This window comes from Flavobacterium rhizosphaerae (genome assembly GCF_046000445.1).
Classification (GTDB): Bacteria; Bacteroidota; Bacteroidia; order Flavobacteriales; family Flavobacteriaceae; genus Flavobacterium; species Flavobacterium rhizosphaerae.
The window spans coordinates 182,452-204,892 of sequence record NZ_JBELPZ010000005.1; the positions used below are offsets into that span (position 1 = coordinate 182,452).

Here is a 22,441-nt window from a genome sequence, read left to right on the forward strand (position 1 = left end):
GTATAAAGTTCTTATCTCTGTTTGCTTTTTTATGTTTTTGAATATATTTTAGCAAAAAAATATAACAACTGATTACTAAAATGAAAAACAAATTTTTCTCAGCCTTAGCGGCTTTTTCGTTACTTGCTCTTGCAAGTTGCAGTGATGACGACAGTTCTTCCACTATTGATGGTTCAGCCAAAATGTACATTAAAACAGTGAGTGTAGTATCTTCTGATGACAATTTTGAAGGAAGTACGCTAACAGTAAATTATGATGGTGAAGGAAAAGTAACCAGCGCCACTGATGGTGATGAAACCAGCTATTTTGCCTACCAAAACGGTAACCTGCAAAATATAAGCGGTGCCAGTGATGTTTTGGCCGTTGCTGATTTTACAAATTCTGCCCAGGATGCTTATGAAGTAGGCGAGGTGCTTGATTATGACAATAATGGCAACCCGGTAAAGTTGCGTCTTTTTGAAAGGGATTATGATGGTAGTATTTATGAGGAGTATGTAGGGGAGTTAACGTATGAAGACAAGCCTAACCTGTTTTATTATACACTTGAGGCGGCAGGTATAATTGATGTGCTTAATGATGTTGAACTTAATTTTAGCGCTACACCACAAAGTCAGGAACTTGTAAAGGCAAAAATGCTGTTGCCGGTTAATAACCCTAAAAAACTGGTTATTAAATATACTAATGGTGAAGTAAAAGGACAGGTTGTGGCTGATTATGTTTATAATAGCGATAATTATCCTACATCGGCTACCTTTACATCATCAGGAGAGGGAGATACAGAGATAACCACTATTGTCTATACTTATAAATAAAATAAATACTATATTATTTTTACAAAAGGGGCTGATATTCAGTCCCTTTTTTGTTGCGTATTTATAAAGATTACTAACGTTTATATGCTGTAAAAAACCTACAGATTTAACCTGGCTTCATATCGGTCTGTTGAAAAAAGATGGATAATATGCGTGCCTGTTTTTAATTTATCTTGTAGTTTAGTGGAAAATCTTAAAACTATCATGAAAATTCACATTATCGGAGGCGGCAACCTCGGGTCGGCAATAGCTGTTGGGCTTGCCAAAAATGCAAAAGGGAATAACATTACAGTAACAAGAAGAAACATTGGGTTTATACAGCACCTTACTGAATATGGCATTGTGGTTTCGCAAAGTAATACAGAAGGGATTAGCGAAGCCGATTTAATTATACTGGCCGTTAAGCCACACCAGGTTGATGCTGTTATGGCTGAAATATTGCCCCATATAACTAATAAAATAATAGCTTCGGTATTAAGCGGTATTACGTTAGAATATCTTAATAAAAAAGTTGACGGCACCAATACGGTATTACGCCTAATGCCTAATATTGCAGCACAGTTTGGGGCTTCGGCTACATGTATCTCGGCCCGTACGGCCGATTTGCCAAAAGCAAATGTGGTAACAGAACTTTTTAATAAAATAGGTACAGCAGTTATTATTGATGAAAAACTAATGGATGCGGGTACTGTGCTCGGCGCCTGCGGTACTGCTTTTGCCCTGCGTTACATTCGCGCCAGTATGCAGGCCGGTATAGAAATAGGCTTTGACGCGAAAACCGCCCTTGCTATTGCGGCACAAACAGCCTTAGGGGCTACAGAAATGCTGCTGAACCAACAGGTGCACCCGGAGCAGCTTATTGATAAAGTTACCACGCCACAGGGCTGTACCATTGCCGGGCTAAATGAAATGGAACACCAGGGTTTTAGCTCTTCGCTAATAAAAGGAATTAAAGTATCGCTTCAGAATATTAAAAGTGAATAACATTACGGTAAATTTGGCTATTGTAATTTTGCAGAACTTGTTATTTTTGCTATTACAATAGCCAGAGATGCCAAAAAAAGACCCTGCACAAACAAGCCTTTTCCCGGAACAGTTGTTTGAATACCACGTGTTGATTTCGCCAACAGACGAAGTTATAGAGCATGTTGATATGTTAAAGGCACGGCTTAATGATATTATTGATATTGGCGCTTTTAATATAAAATCGATAGCGCACATCTCGTTATTTAAATACGAAGCCTATCAGTCAGTAAACGTGAAAGAGGTCTTTACCAAAGGTGCTGCGCTGAGCGAAATAATGCCGTTTTTAATAAAGATAGAAGGCTGTAAAGTTTTTTCAGCAGGCGATAGCCGTTCTTTGGTACTAGAGATTATCAACCCGCAACCTATAGATTATCTTGCCGCACTTCTTAACCCTGCAAAAAAGCGTAAGCCCAAAAAACCGGTAAAACAAACCAGCATATTAGATAAACCGGTAAAAAAACCGGCTACCATACACCCGCATATTACAATTGCCAGAAATATAGCTGCTGAAGAACTGGCTCTGGTTACCGATCTTTCAGCGTTTGATTATAAGGCAGAATTTTTATGCGACCGGATTACCATATTAAAGCGCCCGGCAGGCACAACCCGCCATTTTTCGCCCGGCGGCTATATAAAATTGGGTAAATAGCAAAAAGAATTGGTTATACTATTATGGCTAATAAGTTCGCCCTTAAAACATTAATTAAGCCTGCTTAAAAATAGATGGTTTTTATTTGCACTATATAAAAAATAGTAGTAATATTGCACCCACAAAACTGGTCCTATAGCTCAGTTGGTTAGAGCACCTGACTCATAATCAGGTGGTCCCTGGTTCGAGCCCAGGTGGGACCACAGTTTTAAAGTAAAAGCCTTACAGAGATGTGAGGCTTTTTTTTGATTAGATCATTTATAAAGTATTTACTTCTGCACTATTTTAAAAAAGAATCTTTTCCTTATAAAGTTTAAATTGTATCTTTAGGTAACAATTTGTTTTATAACCTAAGCAATTTAAATTAACTATAAATGGCATTTATAGATTATTACGAAATATTGGGGCTGACAAAATCAGCTACTGAGAGCGATATAAAGAAAGCCTACAGAAAATTAGCCCGCAAATACCATCCTGACCTCAATCCTAATGATAAGGAAGCTGAACAAAAATTTAAACAAATTAACGAGGCTAATGAGGTGCTAAGCAATGCTGAAAATCGTAAAAAATATGATAAATACGGCAAGGATTGGAAACATGCCGATGAATTTGAAAAGGCAGGTTACAACCCCAACCAGCAGCAACGCAGTTATAGCAGCAACGCAGGCGGGAATCCTTTTGAAGGTTTTTCCGGTAACTCAGCCAATTTTGACGGGGAAGATTTCTCAGACTTTTTTCAGGGCATGTTTGGTGGGCAACGTGGCGGCAGGCAGGCGCGTTTTCGTGGCCAGGACCTAAATGCAGAATTGCACCTTAACCTCAGGGATGTATATACAACGCATAAACGAACGCTATCTGTAAACGGAAAAAACATACGTATTACGATACCTGCAGGTGTAGAAAACGGGCAGGTTATAAAAATAGCAGGTCATGGCGGCCCCGGCGCTAATAATGGCCCGGCAGGCGACTTATATATTACCTTTACCATTGCAGATGACCCCGGATTTAAGCGGGATGCCAGCAACCTATATGCCGACGCTGAAGTTGACCTGTACACAGCGATTTTAGGGGGCGATATTATAGTGGGCACTTTTGATGGAAAAGCTAAGCTTAAAGTTAAGCCGGGGACTCAAAACGGTACTAAGGTAAAGTTGAAGGGAAAAGGTTTCCCCATATATAAAAAGGAAGGGAGTTTTGGAGATTTGTACATAACTTATGAGGTGAAAATTCCGGAACATCTTTCTGATAAGGAAAAAGAACTGTTTACTGAACTTTCAAAATTGCATAAATAATGGAAACAGAAAACCTGGTACTGGTAGAGCAGTTTTGCGCTTACCATAACGTAGAAATTACATTTATTAATGCTTTGCAGGATTATGGGCTTGTGGAGATAGTTACAGTTAAACAAAACAATTATCTGCCTTATGAAAGGGTTAAAGATGTAGAAAAAATGATAAGGCTGCATTACGAAATGGATATTAACCTTGAAGGGATAGATGCTATTGCAAACCTTTTAAACAGGGTAGAGGCCTTACAGGGCGAATTAAATATGGTGAGGAACAGGCTGCGTTTTTATGAAAAATAATATGAAGAAAATTGAGCATATAGGTATTGCAGTTAAAGATATAGAAGCTTCTAATAAACTATTTGAGAAATTGTTTGGTGCATCTGCTTATAAAACAGAAGAGGTAGCCAGCGAGGGGGTTAAAACATCTTTTTTTATGAATGGGCCTAATAAAATTGAATTGCTGGAAGCCACAAGCCCCGATAGCCCGATAGCTAAATTTTTAGAAAAAAAAGGCGAAGGCATACACCATATTGCTTTTGATGTGGAAGATATTATAAGCGAAACGGCACGGCTTAAACGTGAAGGTTTTAAAGTTATAAACGAAAGCCCAAAACAGGGAGCGGATAATAAACTGGTGGTTTTTTTACACCCTAAAGATACAAATGGGGTGTTAATAGAATTGTGCCAGGAAATACAGCCGCAGTAACTTTAGCCGCTATTGATAGACCTGAAACCATAAATTGAGTACTTTTGCACAATGGAAACAAACAGGCAAAAAAAAATAGGCAACCTGCTACAAAAAGATTTAGTAGATATACTACAGGGCGAGGTGCGTAAAAATGCTATACCAAACCTTGTCATTTCAATATCTAAAGTGGCAGTAACATCAGACCTTTCTATTGCAAAAGTATACTTAAGTGTTTTTCCGTCAGAAAAAGCGGCAGAAATGCTTGCAGCAATAAAAAGTAATGCGCCTTTAATAAAGCATGACCTTTCTCAAAGGGTAAAACTACAGTTGCGTAAGGTGCCTAACCTTATTTTTTATATTGATGACACCCTGGACAAGATTGAAAAAATAGACCGGGAGCTTACAGGTGAAAACAACCCGATAGCCAACCCGGAGTTATTGGCAAAAAGAAAGAAACTTTAACCCTTGAGGTTTTCGCTTTACATAGCGCGCCGGTATACTATAAGCCGCAGTAAAAGTACAGCGGTTAATATTATTACAATTATAGCCACCTTGGGCATAATTGCCAGTACGGCAGCGCTTTTTATTATTATGAGCGCGTTTAGCGGGTTGCGCGAGTTCAGTGTTTCTTTTACCAATGCTACAGACCCTGATTTAAAGCTCACTACAGCGGTGGGTAAGTCTTTTACCATATCGCCACAGCAACAGCAGCAGCTTAACGGTATAAAAGCCATACAGGCCTGTAGCCGTGTGGTAGAAGAGCGGGTTCTTTTTTATTTTGATAATAAAGAGCAGGTATCCTACCTTAAAGGAGTAGACAGCCTGTATACCACAGTAAGCCCTATTAAAGAACATCTTGCCGGCGGGCAATGGATAGAACCTTATAACTATCATGCCGTGGTTGGTGGCGGTATCTTTACAAACCTGTCTTTAGGATTGTTTGATATGAACCGGTCACTTGAGGTATATGTGCCAAAACCCGGAAAAGGTACCGTAGGTGAAAAAGATTTTAATAAAGAGGCACTCATGGTGGTTGGGGTTTACCTTATTAATGATGACGTAGACAGTAAATATGTGTTCTGCGACCTTGAACTTGCACAGAAACTCCTACAATTTAAAGAAAACCAGTACACTTCGCTTGAAATGAAACTGGCTCCCGGAGCCGATGAAAATGATGTAAAACAACAACTCACAAAAATATTTGGTGATAATATAGTATTGCGAAACCGTGCACAACTTAACGATTCGCTGTACAAAATGCTGAATGCCGAAAACCTGGTTACCTACCTTTTTTGTTTTCTGGTAGTGGTGTTGGCACTGTTTTGCCTTGCCGGGGCACTTATTATGCTTATACTTGATAAAAAAGAGAATATTAAAACCATGTACAGCCTGGGCGCTGAGGTTAAAAATATCCGTCGGATATTTTTATATCAGGGTATATTCATTACTTCTATAGGGGCTTTTTTCGGTCTGGCGCTTTCATCCCTTATTATTTTTTTACAGCAGCAATTTGCTTTGGTATTAATAACGCCTACTATGGCTTATCCGGTAGCATTTACCATGTTTAATGTGCTTATAGTACTCGCCACTATCTTTGGGCTGGGTATTATAGCCTCGTATATTGCAGCTACGCGAGTAAATAAAAAACTGTTGGAAAATTCATAATAAAGTAATCCTGATTTTGGGGTTTTAATTTATATTTGCGTTCCATACTTAGGAATTATGATAGTTTGTAAGCCGTAACCTTCTGACGCTGAATTTATTTAATTTTTAGGCAAACCATTGCCCGTACTATTTTAACGTTATTTCCTTTTATATAAAAATGGCACAGATTGCAAATACCCAAAACGGGTTGTCACGTTTTTTTGGATTATTGAAACAGGCTATACGCGGCGGAAATATATATTTTACCACGGGCAGCATCCGCAGGGCGGTACTATTACTAGCCATCCCCATGATGCTGGAAATGGCTATGGAATCGGTATTTGCACTGGTAGACCTTTATTTTGTGGGCCACCTTGAAAACAGCAGTTTTGCGCTGCAAACAGTAGGGCTTACAGAATCGGTACTTACAATTATTTACTCTATTGCTATAGGCATGAGTATGGCGGCTACGGCTGTTGTAGCACGCCGCGTGGGTGAAAAGAACATAGAAGCAGCCTCTAAAGCAGGCATGCAGGCTATAGTTATTGCAGTGGGTATTACACTTATTATAGCCGTTTCAGGATTTGTTTTTGCTACCGATATATTAGTTGCCATGGGCTCTTCCCGTGAGTCGGCTTTATTTGGTATCAGGTTTGTGCGTATTATGATGGGGGGCAGTTTTGTTATTATGCTGCTTTTTCTTTTTAACGGAATTTTTCGTGGCGCAGGCAATGCCGCTATGGCCATGAAAAGCCTTTGGATCGCTAACATTATAAATATCATATTATGCCCTGTTTTTATAAACGGTTTTGGGCCTATACCGGCATTTGGGTTAACAGGTGCCGCTATTGCTACTACCCTTGGCAGGGGGCTTGGGGTACTCTACCAGCTGTATATCCTTTTTAATGGTAGAGGAATGCTTAAAGTGGCAATTGCTTATTTTATACCTGACTTTAAACAGATAAAAGCATTATTAAAAGTTGCCGCCCCCGGTATATTACAATTTGTAATAGCTTCCTGTAGCTGGATTTTTTTAGCAAGGCTGGTAGCAAAAACCGGCGGAGACGAAGGCTCGGCCGGATACCAGAGTGCCCTGCGCATCATGATTTTTTTTATGCTACCTGCATGGGGCTTAGTAATGCTGCTGCTACACTGGTAGGGCAAAACCTGGGGGCAAAAAATATAGAGCGTGCCGAGAGGTCAGTTTTTGTAACGGCAAAATTTAATGTGATATACATGCTTAGCATTACGGTAATAAGTCTTTTGTGCGCTGAATCTATTATGGGCTTTTTTACTGATGATGCCATAGTACATGCCATAGCTGTAAAAGCAGTGCGTATATTAAGCGTATCTTTTGCTTTTTACGGAATTGGTATGGTGCTTATTAATGCTTTTAATGGGGCAGGTGATACCAAAACCCCTACATGGGTGAATTTTTTTGGTTTCTGGCTGTTCCAGATACCATTAGCTTATGTGCTTGCGGTTTATTTTAATTTGGGGCCATTAGGTGTATTTATTGCCATACTACAGCTGAAACGGCTATGACCATAGCCAGTATTATTTTATTCCGCAAAGGCAGGTGGAAGCATGTAGAGGTGTGATAAATTTTTTTCTTTTTATTTAATAAACTATTGGCTTACGATGCTAAATTTCTCCAGCACTTCATCCAGTACGGCATATACATCGGCGGGATTATCAAGTGTTACCATACGCTGGCGGTATTCTTTAAAGTGCGGTATGCCTTTAAAATAGTTGGTATAATGCCTGCGTGTTTCTACCACACCTACACGCTCACCTTTCCAGTCTATCGACCACGTTAAGTGATTACTTGCTGCCTTTACCCTATCCTCTATTGTTGGAGCAGGCAGATGTTCGCCTGTTGCAAAAAAATGTTTTATCTCATTAAATATCCAGGGGTATCCAATGGCCGCACGGCCAATCATAATACCATCAAGCCCGTATTTATTTTTATATTCCAGCGCCTTTTCGGGGCTGTCTATGTCGCCATTACCAAAAATAGGTATGCTTATGCGCGGGTTGTTCTTTACTTTGGCAATAGGTTCCCAGTCGGCTTCGCCCTTATACATTTGTGCGCGGGTACGCCCGTGTATGGTTAATGCTTTTATACCTACATCCTGCAGGCGTTCGGCAACTTCATAAATATTTATGGAATCTTCATCCCAGCCCAAACGCGTTTTTACGGTTACGGGCAGGCTGGTACTGTTTACCACGGCTTTGGTAAGGCGCACCATAAGGTCAATATCCTTTAATACACCGGCCCCGGCGCCTTTACACACCACCTTTTTCACAGGGCAGCCAAAATTAATATCAACAAGATCCGGGTTTACCGTTTCTACAATTTTGGCCGACATAGCCATGGCCTCTTCATCGCCACCAAAAATCTGTATGCCTACCGGGCGCTCATAATCAAAAATATCCAGCTTTTGGCGGCTCTTCATCGCATCTCGAATTAAGCCTTCGCTCGAAATAAACTCACTGTACATTAAATCGGCTCCGTGTTCTTTACAAAGCCTGCGAAAGGGAGGGTCGCTCACATCTTCCATAGGTGCCAGCAACAGCGGGAATTCCGGGAGTTCTATAGTGCCGATTTTTACCATCACTCAAAAAATTTACTGCAAAATTACGATAAATTTGTGAGTAACTCATTTGTGATAAATTTTATAGATGATGCTATAGTCATATAAGATTGTATTGTGAATGGCATCTTCATTTTTCAAGGTACATTTGTTCTGTCAATAGCTAACAGTGTCCCCTACAATGCTTTTGATAATGAATTACCTCAATTTGAATTTATAATGCTATATAACAGCGTACTTCCCCAGGTAACGCTGTTTTTTTTGCATTAACCCTTAAACTATAACGTTTTAGTTGATAACTTTTTCCTGTTTTTATAATTTTATGTGATTAAAGTTCGTCTTTTTAATTTATTTCTTTGTTAATTTGCAACGTCTTTTAAAAAAAGTTGTCAAAGCTTAATATTTCACATTTTAAATATTACAGGCTATTTTACTTTATAAAGTGCAAAATGTACCCCCCAAAAACATTTTGCACTTTTTTATTTTTATTCAATTGCAATATTGATTTATAGTGTGTTGCAAATGCGTAACTTTACTTATATTTGCCGATTAAACCCGGGTGTGCCGTGTGAGCAGGGCGCGCGCAGATTATTTACTACATAACGAAGATGAAGAACATAAGGAATTTTTGCATTATTGCCCATATTGATCACGGTAAAAGTACCCTTGCCGACAGGCTGCTGGATGCTACCCAAACCGTAACCGCGCGCGAACAGCAGGCGCAATTGCTGGATAATATGGACCTGGAGCGTGAAAGGGGCATTACAATAAAAAGCCATGCCATACAAATGGACTATATGTATAATGGCGAAAAATATACCCTAAACCTTATTGATACTCCCGGACACGTAGATTTCAGCTATGAGGTGTCACGATCTATTGCGGCGTGCGAAGGTGCCTTGCTTATTGTTGATGCTGCACAAAGTATACAGGCGCAAACCATTAGTAATCTGTACCTGGCATTGGAAAATGACCTGGAAATTATTCCGGTGTTAAATAAAATTGACCTGCCGAGTGCCAACCCGGAAGAGGTGAGCGATGATATTGTGGAGCTGCTGGGCTGTAATCATGAAGATATTATTCCTGCCAGTGGTAAAACAGGCTTTGGGGTAGATAAAATATTAGAGGCCATTATAGAGCGTATTCCCGCGCCAAAAGGTAATGAAGAGGAGCCGTTGCAGGCACTTATTTTTGATTCGGTGTATAACCCTTTTAGAGGTATTGAGGTAATTTTCCGTGTAATAAACGGTACTATTTCCAAAGGGCAGAAGATAAAATTTATGGCGACAGGCAAAGAGTATTTTGCCGACGAAATTGGTACGCTTAAGCTGAACCAGGTGCCAAAACAGGTAATAAAAAGCGGCGATGTGGGTTACCTTATTTCGGGGATAAAAGAAGCCCGCGAGGTAAAAGTGGGTGATACCCTTACCGATGCAAAAACGCCAACTAAAAATATGATTGCCGGTTTTGAAAACGTAAAGCCGATGGTATTTGCGGGTATATATCCGGTGGATACTGAAGATTACGAAGAACTGCGCAACAGTATGGAGAAACTGCAGCTTAACGATGCCTCACTGGTATTTACGGCAGAAAGTTCTGCGGCGCTGGGCTTTGGTTTCCGATGCGGATTCCTGGGTATGCTGCACATGGAGATTGTGCAGGAGCGTTTGGAGCGTGAGTTTAACATGACGGTGATTACTACGGTACCCAACGTGTCTTACTTTGCCTATACTAAAAAAGACCCCGAAACAGCTTTTATAGTAAATAATCCAAGCGACTTGCCCGAGCCGAGTAAACTTGACAGGGTAGAGGAGCCATATATAAAAGCTACTATAATTACCAAGAGCGATTTTGTGGGCCAGGTAATGAGCCTGTGTATTGAAAAGCGGGGGCAGATTACCAACCAAACCTATCTTACGCCAGAGCGGGTAGAGCTTACTTTTGATATTCCGCTTGCCGAAATTGTATTTGATTTTTATGACAGGCTGAAAACGGTATCTAAAGGGTATGCCTCCTTTGATTACCACCCCATAGGTATGCGCATTAGTAAACTGGTACGGCTGGATGTGCTGCTTAATGCCCAGAATGTTGATGCGCTTAGTGCGCTGATACATGAGGATAACGCCTACCACATTGGTAAAAAAATGTGCGAAAAGCTGAAAGAGCTTATACCACGCCAGCAGTTTGATATACCCATACAGGCGGCTATTGGCGCCAAGATTATAGCGCGCGAAACCATTAAGGCCCTGCGTAAAGACGTTACCGCCAAGTGTTACGGTGGTGATATATCGCGTAAGCGTAAACTACTGGAAAAGCAGAAGGCCGGTAAAAAGCGTATGCGCCAAGTGGGTAACGTAGAGATACCACAGCAGGCATTTATGGCGGTATTGAAGCTGAATGATTAGATATTAGTATTAAGTATTGAGAACAAAGTATTAAGATAAAATATTATAGATAACAGACCCGGTGCAGATGTGCCGGGTTTTTTGTTATATTAGTTTAAAATTTATATTCATTCAATGACTGTTAATGAATTACGTGAATCAATAAGTGTTGGTAAAAGGAACTTTAGTAATCAAAAATTTACTTCTAACATTTCCATAAAACAGGGCGATTTAGAGCGTGTTGATTATTGCAAATTCTATGATTGCATTTTTGAAAGAAAATTAATACTTAAAGATTTAAATAGTAGAACTATTAAATTTCAAAACTGTACTTTTAATAATAGTGTCACTTTTGAAAATTGCAATTTGCATGAACTATCGATAACAGGTATTAAGTCAATTAAAGAGTTAAGAATATCAGATTCCATATTTAATAGTGTAAGATTAAATAGTTCAGATTTTATTAATAGTGATTTTTTTTTAATTAATAATTATATAAGAGTTGATTTAAACTGTTCAGAAATGATGATCAATTCGGGTAAATTTATTATTAATTCAAGGGATAAGAATGAGAATTCGACAATTAAAGCCGATTTTAGAAATTCCTTTTTTGACGAATTTATTTTGTTAGGCAATTTAAATGAGTTATTGTTTCAGGGATCAAGAATTAAAAAACTATCATTTGAGCACGTAAATGTAAACAAAGCTTATTTCAAAAATTCTGAATTTGGCAAAGAGGCTTTATTTTATAATTGTAACTTTAATTTTAATGTAAGTTTTTCAAATATAAAATGTAAAATAGGAGAATTTAGAATTCAAATCTGTACAGTAAAAGGTAATTCATACTTCAATAATGCAGTTTTTGATAAACTATTTATATCTGACACAGTTTTTGAGTCACGATCATCGTTTAATAATGTTGCTATAAATCATTTTGAATTATACTTGGTGAATTTTTTAAAACCCGTCTATTTTGATGAATTAAAAATAGGAATCATTAAAGACTGTAACCGCGCTACGTTAAGGACAATAAAACAAGAACTCCAAAAAACAGATAATAGAATAGATTATAATCGGTTCAGAGGGTATGAACTACAAGCTTATTACAAAGAGCTTAAGTGGAACGGAAATTTTAGGGATAAATTCATTTTAGGTGCTACATGGTTAGCCACAGGTTTTGACCATAGTTGGCGCAAGGCTTTAGCCTTTACAATTTTCTTCGGCTTATTTTGGTATTCGATATTATACTTTTGGGAATATCATGGCGCATTTGATATAACTGAAATCAATACTTATTTCGTTGGCGCATTCCGGTTCTTCTTGATAACAAACTTTTCAAGCCCTTTTGATAATGGAGAATATTTAAAAAATGCAGCATATTGGCTTCCATTTGTGTTTGGCAAAATATTCATTGCCTTTGGCATTTATGAAATGATACAGGCATTTAGGAAGTTTAAAGTATAATTACTGAGAAAGAGGGATTCGAACCCCCGGATTTAATTTATAAACTTTTGCTACTCTGCAACTTTAAACTAATATAAGGATGTAAAAGATTACTACGCTCCGTTACACTACGCTCGTAATGACAGCAATACGTCATTGCGGAGGAACGACAAAGCAATCTGTTTTAACTTTATAACTTTCTAACTAAATCGTACCTTTACAACTTTAAAAACTTTACTACTTTAGACTAAATATGTTAGAAGATAAAAACCAGCAGCGCACCAGCCTGGCAAGCCTTGGCGAATTCGGATTGATTGACCACCTTACACAGGGTATAGAACTTAAGCAGCCCGGTACCCTTACCGGTATTGGAGATGATGCCGCGGTGCTTGATTTTAAAGACAAAAAAACGGTGGTAAGTACCGATATGCTGGTAGAAGGCGTACATTTTGACCTTGCGTATATGCCGCTAAAGCATTTAGGCTACAAAGCCGTGGTGGTAAACATCAGCGATATTTGCGCCATGAATGCCACACCTACGCAAATAACGGTATCGGTTGCGGTATCTAACCGTTTCCCTTTAGAGGCGCTGGAAGAGTTGTATGGCGGTATTAAACTGGCCGCTAAAACCTACGGGGTTGATATTGTAGGTGGCGATACTACATCATCTCAAAAAGGAATGATACTCAGCATTACCGCTTTGGGCGAAGCTCAGGCCGAAGAGATTACCTACCGCAACGGCGCCGGCGATAGCGACCTGCTTATAGTAACCGGAGATATTGGTGCTGCCTATATGGGGCTACAGGTTTTAGAGCGTGAGAAAGAAGTGTTTAAAGTAAACCCTAACAACCAGCCCGATCTTGATGCGTATACGTATTTGATAGAACGCCAGCTTAAACCGGAGGCACGTAAGGATATTAAAGCATTACTAAAATCGCTGGAAATACAACCTACAGCAATGATTGATGTTTCTGACGGGCTTTCGTCAGAAATTATACATATCTGCAAACAAAGCGGCGTGGGCTGTAATTTATACGAAGAGAAAATTCCGGCAGACCCACAGCTTATAAGTGCCTGCGAAGAATTTAATATAGATATTACCACAGTAGCCATAAACGGCGGCGAGGATTACGAATTGCTTTTTACCATAAAGATGGAAGATTATGATAAGCTAAAAGGCAACCCTAATTTTACCGTAATCGGCCATATGGCAAAAGAAAGCGAGGGTGTACACCTTATTACCCGTGCCAACACTAAAATTCCCCTTAAGTCGCGGGGCTGGAATGCATTGCAGGAAGAATAATTTCAGGAAATTTTAATGCATAATCAAAATAGTAGTTTTTTAAATTTAACATAAAAAATCTGCTGTTATAGCATTTTTACGATTTTTAAAACAAAACCGCTGTTTTACTTATACTATTGGTAACATTTATACTGCGCTTTACGTATAATTATAAAGTAAGATACTTATTACTAGACTACAGATGTTTTAATAGTAGGGTTATACACGACATTATTGTTATATAAATAGCAAGTTAGTGTTAAATGAGTTTTTTTAACACATTACAATATTACATTTGCGCCATTAAATGCATATAGAGTTGTAAGATACATATAATTATCTAATTAATAGATATTTTATTTTAAAAATAGATAAAATTTAAATAATTGTGTTTTTTACTTGTTAAAAATTGGTGAAATTTTATCAAATCTCCTTGTTAAGGTGATTTAATCAATATTTTAGCAAAATGAAGTGAAATTGTTGTTAAATTATATACTTGCCTATAATAAGTTGTGATATAATATTTTATGAGTATAATTAGTTTGTTGGTGTGGTTATGAAAAAAAAGTTATTACTTGTAGCCTTTTTATTTTGTTTAAAAGGGTTTTCTCAAAACATTAGTGTGAATCCTAATATGTCTGCCGCACAATTGGTAGATGAATTAGTGGAGTCAGACTGTTTGCTTCAGATATCTAACATTTCCAAAACCACAGGTACTAACTTTGGGTATGCGGCAGGAAATGGGCTAGGGTATTTTACCAATACAAACCCAAATTTCCCAATGTCCAGCGGTGTTGTGTTAACCTCAGGAAGTTCAGTTGCTGCACAGGGTCCTAATACTACTGTTTCCAGTTTTTACGATATTCCGCATCTTTGGGTAGGCGATGCACAATTTAATGCTGCTTTTGCTGCGGGGGGTGTTCCTGTTAACTCGCATAATGCTACAATACTTGAGTTTGATTTTGTAGCAGCATCACCCAACTTATCCATTCCTTATATATTTGCTTCAGAGGAGTATGGCGCTTTTCAATGCGAATCAAAAGACGGTTTAGCTATTTTGCTTACAAACCTTACGGAAGGTACCCCGGCACAAAATATTGCTAAGGTACCCGGTACAAACCAACCCGTATCGGTAACTACAGTACGAAATGTGTTAAATAATTCGGGCTGTTCCTCTCAAAATTCACAATATTTTGGCACTTTTAATGGTGGAGGTGCTGCTGCCACCGCACCTATAAATTTTGAAGGGCAAACCATAATGCTAACTGCTACGGCCACACTTATACCGGGTAATACGTATCACATTAAAGTAGTTATTGCAGATGATGGCGGGACTTCCGGTACGGATGGCGAATATGACTCGGCTGTTTTCTTCCCTTCGGGAAGTTTTGATTTAGGTCAGCAGGTTGTAGGGCCAGACATGAGTTTTGCCAACGGTACGGCACTTTGTGCGGGCGATACTTATACTATTGATACGCAATTAAATCCTTCGGTTTATAACCTTTCCTGGACAAAAGGCAACAGTCCATTTCCGGGAGGTGCCAGTGTTACAATTTCTGAGCCTGATACTTATGCGCTTAGTATTACAAATCCAAACACAGGGTGTAGTGTGGTGCAGGAAGTGGTTGTTGACTATGCGCCACAATTGATGCCCGGCGCCCCTAATAATCTATATGCCTGCGATGATGGTTCTGGATCTTATAGTTATAATTTATCGCAAAATACAACAATAGTTAAGTCAGGACTTAACCCGCAAACTATTGTTACTTATCATGCTACACAAGATGATGCAAATAATAATGCAAATGCATTGCCATTTAATTATATAACCAACAATCCAGGAACCATCTGGGTACGGGTTAAAAGTCATAACAGCAGCTGTTATGTTGTATTATCTTTTCAGTTGCTTACAATGCCCGAGCCTGTTGCAGTACAACCCGCTTCCGGACTTACACTTTGTGAATCATCCCCCGGTTCAGGTACGGCTGTTTTTAATATCAGTCAGCTTACTTCTATCATATTAGGCAATGAGCCTGCTTCGCAAAATACGGTATCTTATTTTATCAATATGAGTAATGCTGTAAATAATGTTTCGGCAATTACTTCACCGGGAAGCTATACAAGCGCAACACAAACTATTTATGCAAGGCTGACAAGAAATTTTGATGATAAATGTTATGATATTGTAAGCTTTACTATAACCGTAGTGCCGCTTCCGGTAATTGATGATGTAGAAAATGTACAGGCTTGTGATAGTTATACCCTGCCAAATTTATCGGCAGGTAATTATTATACTATGCCTAATGGCAATGGGACGATGCTTAATCCGGGTGATGTTATTACCTCAAGCCAGACTATTTATGTATATGCTACAACAAATACCAACCCTGCATGCAGTGCCCAAGATAGTTTTACAGTAGAAATTATATCAGCAGGCGGTACACCCGAAGATGTTATTGCCTGCCAAAGCTACACATTGCCTGCACTGCCTTCGGGCCAGCACTATTATAACGGAGCCAACGGCAGCGGCGGGGAGATACCTGCAGGGACTGTGATAACTTCTACACAAGTGGTGTATTTTTATATTCCTGCCGCAGCACTTTGTACCGCTAATGAATTTTTTACGGTTACCATTACTACAACCCCTCTAATTGATGAGCCTGAAGATGTAAATGTTTGTACGCAAACCTATACCCTTCCTGCCCTTACTAACGGGTCATATTATACTGAGCCGGATGGCGGCGGTACACAGTTATTTGCAGGGGATGTTATTTCATCGTCACAGACTCTATATGTGTATAGCGGAAACCCCAATTCGGCACAATGTACTGCCGAAAATAGCTTTACAGTAACGATAAGTTATGTTTCCCCTATTACACCTGTTGATGATGTGGAGAAATGCAATAACTATATACTGCCACAGTTGCAAGAGGGGCAGCAATACCGTACACATCCGGGAGGCGGTGGTAACCAGATAGATGCAGGCAGCAACATAACCAGTAGCCAGACTATTTATATATATGCACAAAGCCCAACCAACGCAGACTGTTACCAGGAAGAGAGTTTTACAGTAACCATCAACCCTTTACCTCCTCTTTCTCCCATATCAAACGTTACCGCCTGCAATAGCTATACCCTGCCTGCATTACCAACAGGTGTAAATTATTATAATGGTAATAACCCTTCGCCAAACAGCCTTATACCTCAGGGTAGCGTGATTACACAAACTCAACAAATATTTGCGATAACTTCTCCAAATGCTTTTGGCTGCATACGGAGAAGAAGTTTTACAGTAACTATAATAGGAAGCGACCCTCCGCCTAACCCAGGAAATCAGACGGTATGTAGTAGTTATACACTGCCATCATTGCTGGGCAGTTCAAAATATTTTTCGCAATCTGGGGGTGTGGGCCAAATTTCTACGGGATCAAGTATCACCAGTACACAGACAATATACGTATATGTTGAGGATGAGAATGACCCCACATGTAATGCTGAAAGCAGTTTTGTTGTAACAGTAATACAACCACCAGCATTACCTGCCACATCAAATGTAATAGCCTGTAATAGCTATACATTGCCACCACTTTCATCAGGAGGGTATTATGCACAGCCTGATGGGCAAAGCCCTATTGCGGCAGGAACGCAAATAACAAGTACACAAACTGTATATGTATGGGCGGTTACTAATACAACACCTTCATGCACTAACCAGTCATCATTCACTGTAACTATTATTAATGGTTCAATAGCTCCGGAAAATGTTACCGCATGTGGCAGTTATACGTTACCTGACCTACCTGTTGGTAACTATTATTCTTCTCCAAACGGTGTAGGGCCAATACCGGTTGGCACAGCCATTACATCAACACAAAATGTGTATACCTATGCCAATGTAACCAGTGGGGCGAACTGTACGGCTAATAACTATTTTACAGTTACTATAGAGCCTGCAATAATAGTAGATGGTCCTCCTGATGTTAGTGTATGTGGAAGTTATATATTGCCTCCACTCAGTAATGGTTCTTATTATACCGGCTCATTGGGTACAGGTACACAGTATAACCCTGGTGATGTAATTACAGCAACAGATGTTATATATATATACGCTTCTAATCCCAATGTACCCGGATGTTATGATGAGAGTAACTTTAAGGTAACAATTATCAACATAGATGTAGCAGATATCCCTGATCAGCTTGTCTGTGAGCAGGAAGGCTTTGCATTGCCTGCGCTTGCACAGGGTAACTATTATACACTGCCAGGCGGGCCATCAGGCGGTGGTACACAGCTTTTTCCTAATGATATTATTACAACAGACCAAACTATATATATATATGCGCAAACCAATACAAACCCGGTTTGTTCTGATGAAGAAAGTTTTACTGTAACCATTAAACCAGCTCCGGCAATTGCCGATCCCGGTATTGTAGTAGTATGTGGTGGCTATACATTACCTGCCTTAACAGTAGGAGAGTATTTTACAGGTCCGGGCGGAACAGGAACACAGTATCAGCCGGGAGATGAAATTACAACAACTCAGGATATCTATATTTATGCTGAATCTGGTGGATTGCCTAATTGTGTAGCCGAAAATGTATTTCAGGTAGTTGTAAATCCCGAACCGCCTGACGATGTTTGGGCCTGTGACAGCTACATGCTTCCACAACTTCCTTTCGGTAATTATTTTACAGCCCCTGCGGGGGGTGGGCAGCCCATGTTTGCAGGTGATGTAATTACTACCACACAGGATGTATATGTATATGTACAAAGCACTTCGGTGCCTAACTGTACCGATAACAACTTTTTTACCATAACAATAAGTGTAACACCAGATGTATTGCCTATAGAGGACGTTGAGGTTTGTGATTCGTATCAACTCCCTGAGCTGTCTGTAGGTAACTATTATACCGGACCGGGAGGTACCGGTACTGTACTGCCTGAAGGTAGTTATATCACATCAAGCCAAACAGTATATGTTTATGCACAAACAGGAACGGTGCCTAACTGTACCGATGAAGAAAGTTTTGATGTATTAGTGCATGTTACTCCGGTGCCTGATGCCCGTTCTATTGTGGAACGATGTTTTTCTTATGAACTGGACGAACTTGTAACAGGTGATTATTATGCTTTATCAGGAGGGCCGGATGTGCCCGGTCAGGTTGCTTATTTTGCCGGTGATGTGATTACGAGTACCATGACAATGTATATTTATACCGAGTCTCCAACAAGTTCAGATTGCTGGGCAGAAAATAGCTTTAATATTGTTATTTATTCTATTGAGGCAGATGACCCGGGCACTGTTGAAGCTTGCGATGTATATACATTGCCAGCATTGGGTGTGGGCGATTATTATACCCTGCCGGGTGGGCCATCTACCGCTGGTCAGCAGCTTATTGCTCCCGGAACTGATGTTACCACAGACACTACACTATATATTTATGCAGAACTTGGGGGAAGGATAAACTGTAATGATGAAAATGAATTTAATATCATCATCAACCAGACTCCACAGGTTGATGATACCCAGGAAGACCTTTCGGTGTGCTTTACGTATACCCTCCCAGTGCTGAATGTAGGGGAGTATTTTACAGCATCAGGAGGTCAGGGCCAGCAGATGTTTGCAGGAGATGAAATTACTTCTTCGCAAACCATATATATCTATGCAGCTACAGGTACTGGCAATATGTGTTGGGATGAGCATAGCTATTTTGTTACCGTAAATTCTGTTGAGGTTGTAGATGTTGAAGACTTTTATGCATGTGAAAGTTATACTTTACCTGCCCTTGCAGTGGGTAATTACTTTACACAGCCCGGAGGCCAGGGTACTATGCTGCCTTTTGGTACTGTAATTACTACTGACAGCACAATCTATATATATGCCGAAACCAATACGGTACCTAATTGTACCGATGAAGATGATTTTACCGTTACTATTGTACCCCGCCCAGTTGCTATACAGCCAGATCCTTTGGTAACTTGTGGTATAGATGATATAGGGCATGGGGTTTTTAACTTGCTTCCCGGTATGGAGCAGGCTCTGGGTACCCAGCCTAATGTGGCATATACTATTTATGAAACCCAGGAAGATGCTGATTTTGGAAATAGCCCGATTACAGATTTCTTAGCGTATTACAATATAGAGGCGTTTTCACAAACTCTGTACATCAGGCTTGAGTCAACATTTGAAAACGGCTGTTACACCACGATACCTATTCAACTAATTGTAAACCCAAGGCCTATAGCAATAACCCCTGCTGATTATGCCCTGTGTGACAACGGCCAGAACGATACTGACGGGCAGGCCATTTTTGACCTTGGTACAGTGCATGATGAGGTGTTAGGAACCATGAACCCAACATTATTTACCGTGAGCTACTACGATGATGAGACGAATGCCGAAAACGGCGTATCGCCCATTACTAATCCGGGAGCCTATTTAAGCGGTACTGCTGTGATATATATAAGGGTAACCAATAACGAAACCGGCTGTTATGATGTAGTGGCGCTGCAACTGATTGTCAACCCGCTTCCGGTGGTAAATGACCCGGTACCCTACAGCCTTTGCGATGTGAACAACCCGGGTGATGAGACTGAGGTGTTTGACCTTACTACTAAGATAGCAGAAATTACTGGTGGAGCAAATGGTATGAATGTTACCTTTAATCATACCTATAATGATGCTGTAGATAATGTAAATGAAATTACTACTCCGGATGCTTATAGTAATGTAAGCACGGTAGAAGCACTTTTTGTAAGAGTTACTGATGATGCTACAGGCTGCTACCGTATCGTATTACTGGATGTGCGTGTAGAGCCGCTACCGGTAATCGTGCCGCCTACCCAGGATGATTTAACCACCTGCGATACCAACGGTATGGGCATCGGGGTGTTTGACCTTGAGGCGCTGATAGAAGATATGGTAAACAACGGTGCAGGCCTTGAAGTGACCTTCCATGAAACCCCGGAAGACGCTCAAAATGATCTTAATGCCATACCAAATACAGGCGCTTATAACAATGCTTCGCCATTCCTGCAATTCTTATATGTACGGGTAGAAAATACCGTTACAGGATGCTTTAATACCTATCAGTTGTCCCTTATAGTAGAGCCTGCACCACAGGTGCCGGATATGGATGATATTGAATTGTGTGATGATACAGATAATAATAACCAGGATGGCCGGACTTATGTAGACCTTACCCAGCAAAATGGTGCTATAGAAGCCGTGTTGGGTACAGGATATACTATTGAGTATTTTACCAGCGAAGCCAATGCTGATGCAGGTACGCCTAAAATAATTACGCCTACCCATTATTTAGCCGCTAATGGACAGGTATTGTGGGTTCGTGTAGAAAATCCTGTTACCGAATGTTATAGTATTACAAGTTTCGAAATACTACTTCACACACCCGTTGATGTGGTAACCCCGACCCCTTTAGTATTGTGCAACGAAGCGTTGCCTAACGACGGGCAGACGGAGTTTAACCTTACCGTTAAGGATGAAGAGATCCTTGGGGTATGGGGCGTAGGCCAGGGCAACACGGTAACCTACTATGAAAGCCTTGCCGACCGGGATAACGACAACCCTATAGCCACCCCTGAGGCCTATACCAACCCGGCCCCGCCGCAGGGCAACCCCAAAACACTGCAGGTGGTGGTTACCACCCCTGAGGGCTGCAAAAGCTATACGACCCTTACCATTAAAGTGCTGCCGCTGCCGGTACCCGATACCACCCCGGATGCGCTGGTACAGTGTGATGACAACGGCAATGGCGACGGCGTGGAACCCTTTGACCTTACAGAGGCAGAGGATGACATCCGCAACAACGATAACAGTGTTATAATCACCTACTACACCAGTGAGGAAGATGCCGCCACGGGTGACAACCCGATACCCGACCCGGCCAACCATGTAAGCGGTACCGCCACAGTATGGGTACGTGTAGCTGCCAACACTGGCAACCCTAACGACCCGGTATGCTACCAGGTAGTAGCCCTGGAGCTGGTAGTGAACCCGCTTCCGGCACTGGGTGATGAAGGGGTTATTGAACCCTATGCGATCTGCGAGCCGGACACCGACGGCTTTGCCAGCTTTGACTTAACGGCACATTATGATGAGATCCTGATAGGGGAAGATCCTTCGGATTATACCATTACCTTCAGCTATAACAGCATGCCGGTACCCTACACCTATACCAATGTAGTGGCCAACAGCCAGACCATTGATGTAAAAGTAGTAAACAACGAAACCGGCTGTGAGGCCACAGCCCCGCTGACCCTGCTGGTAGAACCTCAGGCGACAGCCAACCCTATAGTAGACGAGCAGCTGCAACAAACCTGCGATACCGACGGGGATAACGACGGCTACTACAGCCCGGGCTTTGACCTTACGGTAGTGGCCCCTGAAGTACTGGGCAGCCAGGATGCAGCCATCCACCAGGTAACCTATTACGAGAGCCTTGAAGAAGCCCAGGCAGGCACCAATGCCATAGCCGACCCCACAGCGTATGTGAACAGCACCCCGTATGGCATGACCATCTGGGTACGCATCATCAATACCACCACGGTAAGCGGCTGTGCCGACTTCACCAGCTTTGAGCTGCTGGTAGAGCCACTGCCTGAGCC

General features: G+C 40.7%; 13 protein-coding genes, 1 tRNA gene and 1 pseudogene. 14 read left to right on the forward strand and 1 reads right to left on the reverse strand.

Annotation, left to right across the window (positions count from 1 at the left end; all coding sequences use genetic code 11):
• Window positions 1-80: 80 nt before the first annotated feature.
• The 10 genes and pseudogenes from ABS766_RS07390 to ABS766_RS07435 all read left to right on the forward strand — a co-directional run bounded on the left by ABS766_RS07390 (window position 81) and on the right by ABS766_RS07435 (window position 7,708).
• Window positions 81-812: a hypothetical protein gene (locus ABS766_RS07390; protein ID WP_408084490.1), complete on the forward strand. Its 732-nt coding sequence runs from the start codon at window positions 81-83 to the stop codon at window positions 810-812.
• Between the two features lie 204 nt (window positions 813-1,016).
• Window positions 1,017-1,796, forward strand: coding sequence for a pyrroline-5-carboxylate reductase (gene proC / locus ABS766_RS07395; RefSeq protein ID WP_408084491.1), 780 nt, complete (start codon window positions 1,017-1,019; stop codon window positions 1,794-1,796).
• Window positions 1,797-1,863: 67 nt separating this feature from the next.
• Window positions 1,864-2,487: a 2'-5' RNA ligase family protein gene (locus ABS766_RS07400; protein ID WP_408084492.1), complete on the forward strand. Its 624-nt coding sequence runs from the start codon at window positions 1,864-1,866 to the stop codon at window positions 2,485-2,487.
• 129 nt (window positions 2,488-2,616) lie between these two features.
• Window positions 2,617-2,690, forward strand: a tRNA-Ile gene (locus tag ABS766_RS07405).
• A gap of 171 nt (window positions 2,691-2,861) precedes the next feature.
• The gene (locus ABS766_RS07410) at window positions 2,862-3,779 is read left to right on the forward strand and encodes a DnaJ C-terminal domain-containing protein (protein ID WP_408084493.1); all 918 of its coding nucleotides are present in this window, start codon (window positions 2,862-2,864) and stop codon (window positions 3,777-3,779) included.
• On the forward strand, window positions 3,779-4,072 hold the full coding sequence (locus ABS766_RS07415; RefSeq protein WP_408084494.1) for a chaperone modulator CbpM: 294 nt from the start codon (window positions 3,779-3,781) through the stop codon (window positions 4,070-4,072). The genes ABS766_RS07410 and ABS766_RS07415 overlap by 1 nt, the downstream gene beginning before the upstream one ends.
• A gap of 1 nt (window position 4,073) precedes the next feature.
• Complete coding sequence (gene mce, locus ABS766_RS07420; protein WP_408084495.1) at window positions 4,074-4,481, forward strand: methylmalonyl-CoA epimerase; 408 nt, start codon at window positions 4,074-4,076, stop codon at window positions 4,479-4,481.
• Between the two features lie 51 nt (window positions 4,482-4,532).
• The gene (rbfA, locus tag ABS766_RS07425; protein ID WP_408084496.1) at window positions 4,533-4,925 is read left to right on the forward strand and encodes a 30S ribosome-binding factor RbfA; all 393 of its coding nucleotides are present in this window, start codon (window positions 4,533-4,535) and stop codon (window positions 4,923-4,925) included.
• A gap of 3 nt (window positions 4,926-4,928) precedes the next feature.
• Window positions 4,929-6,128, forward strand: coding sequence for an ABC transporter permease (locus tag ABS766_RS07430; RefSeq protein ID WP_408084497.1), 1,200 nt, complete (start codon window positions 4,929-4,931; stop codon window positions 6,126-6,128).
• A gap of 157 nt (window positions 6,129-6,285) precedes the next feature.
• Window positions 6,286-7,708: pseudogene (locus tag ABS766_RS07435) on the forward strand (MATE family efflux transporter).
• Window positions 7,709-7,735: 27 nt separating this feature from the next.
• Here the strand turns inward: ABS766_RS07435 and dusB are convergent.
• Complete coding sequence (gene dusB, locus ABS766_RS07440) at window positions 7,736-8,725, reverse strand: tRNA dihydrouridine synthase DusB (protein ID WP_408084504.1); 990 nt, start codon at window positions 8,723-8,725, stop codon at window positions 7,736-7,738.
• 587 nt (window positions 8,726-9,312) lie between these two features.
• Between dusB and lepA the strand changes: the two genes are divergently transcribed.
• The 4 genes from lepA to ABS766_RS07460 form a co-directional block, all read left to right on the forward strand.
• Window positions 9,313-11,109 carry a translation elongation factor 4 gene (gene lepA, locus ABS766_RS07445; protein ID WP_408084498.1) on the forward strand — a complete coding sequence of 599 codons (1,797 nt, stop codon included), beginning with the start codon at window positions 9,313-9,315 and terminating at the stop codon, window positions 11,107-11,109.
• A 114-nt stretch (window positions 11,110-11,223) separates the two neighbouring features.
• Entirely contained in the window at window positions 11,224-12,552 is a 1,329-nt protein-coding gene (locus ABS766_RS07450; RefSeq protein WP_408084499.1) for a hypothetical protein, read from the forward strand.
• 232 nt (window positions 12,553-12,784) lie between these two features.
• Window positions 12,785-13,834, forward strand: coding sequence for a thiamine-phosphate kinase (gene thiL, locus ABS766_RS07455; RefSeq protein ID WP_408084500.1), 1,050 nt, complete (start codon window positions 12,785-12,787; stop codon window positions 13,832-13,834).
• Window positions 13,835-14,435: 601 nt separating this feature from the next.
• The coding region (locus ABS766_RS07460) for a choice-of-anchor L domain-containing protein (RefSeq protein WP_408084501.1) at window positions 14,436-22,441 on the forward strand (8,006 nt) is incomplete at its 3' end.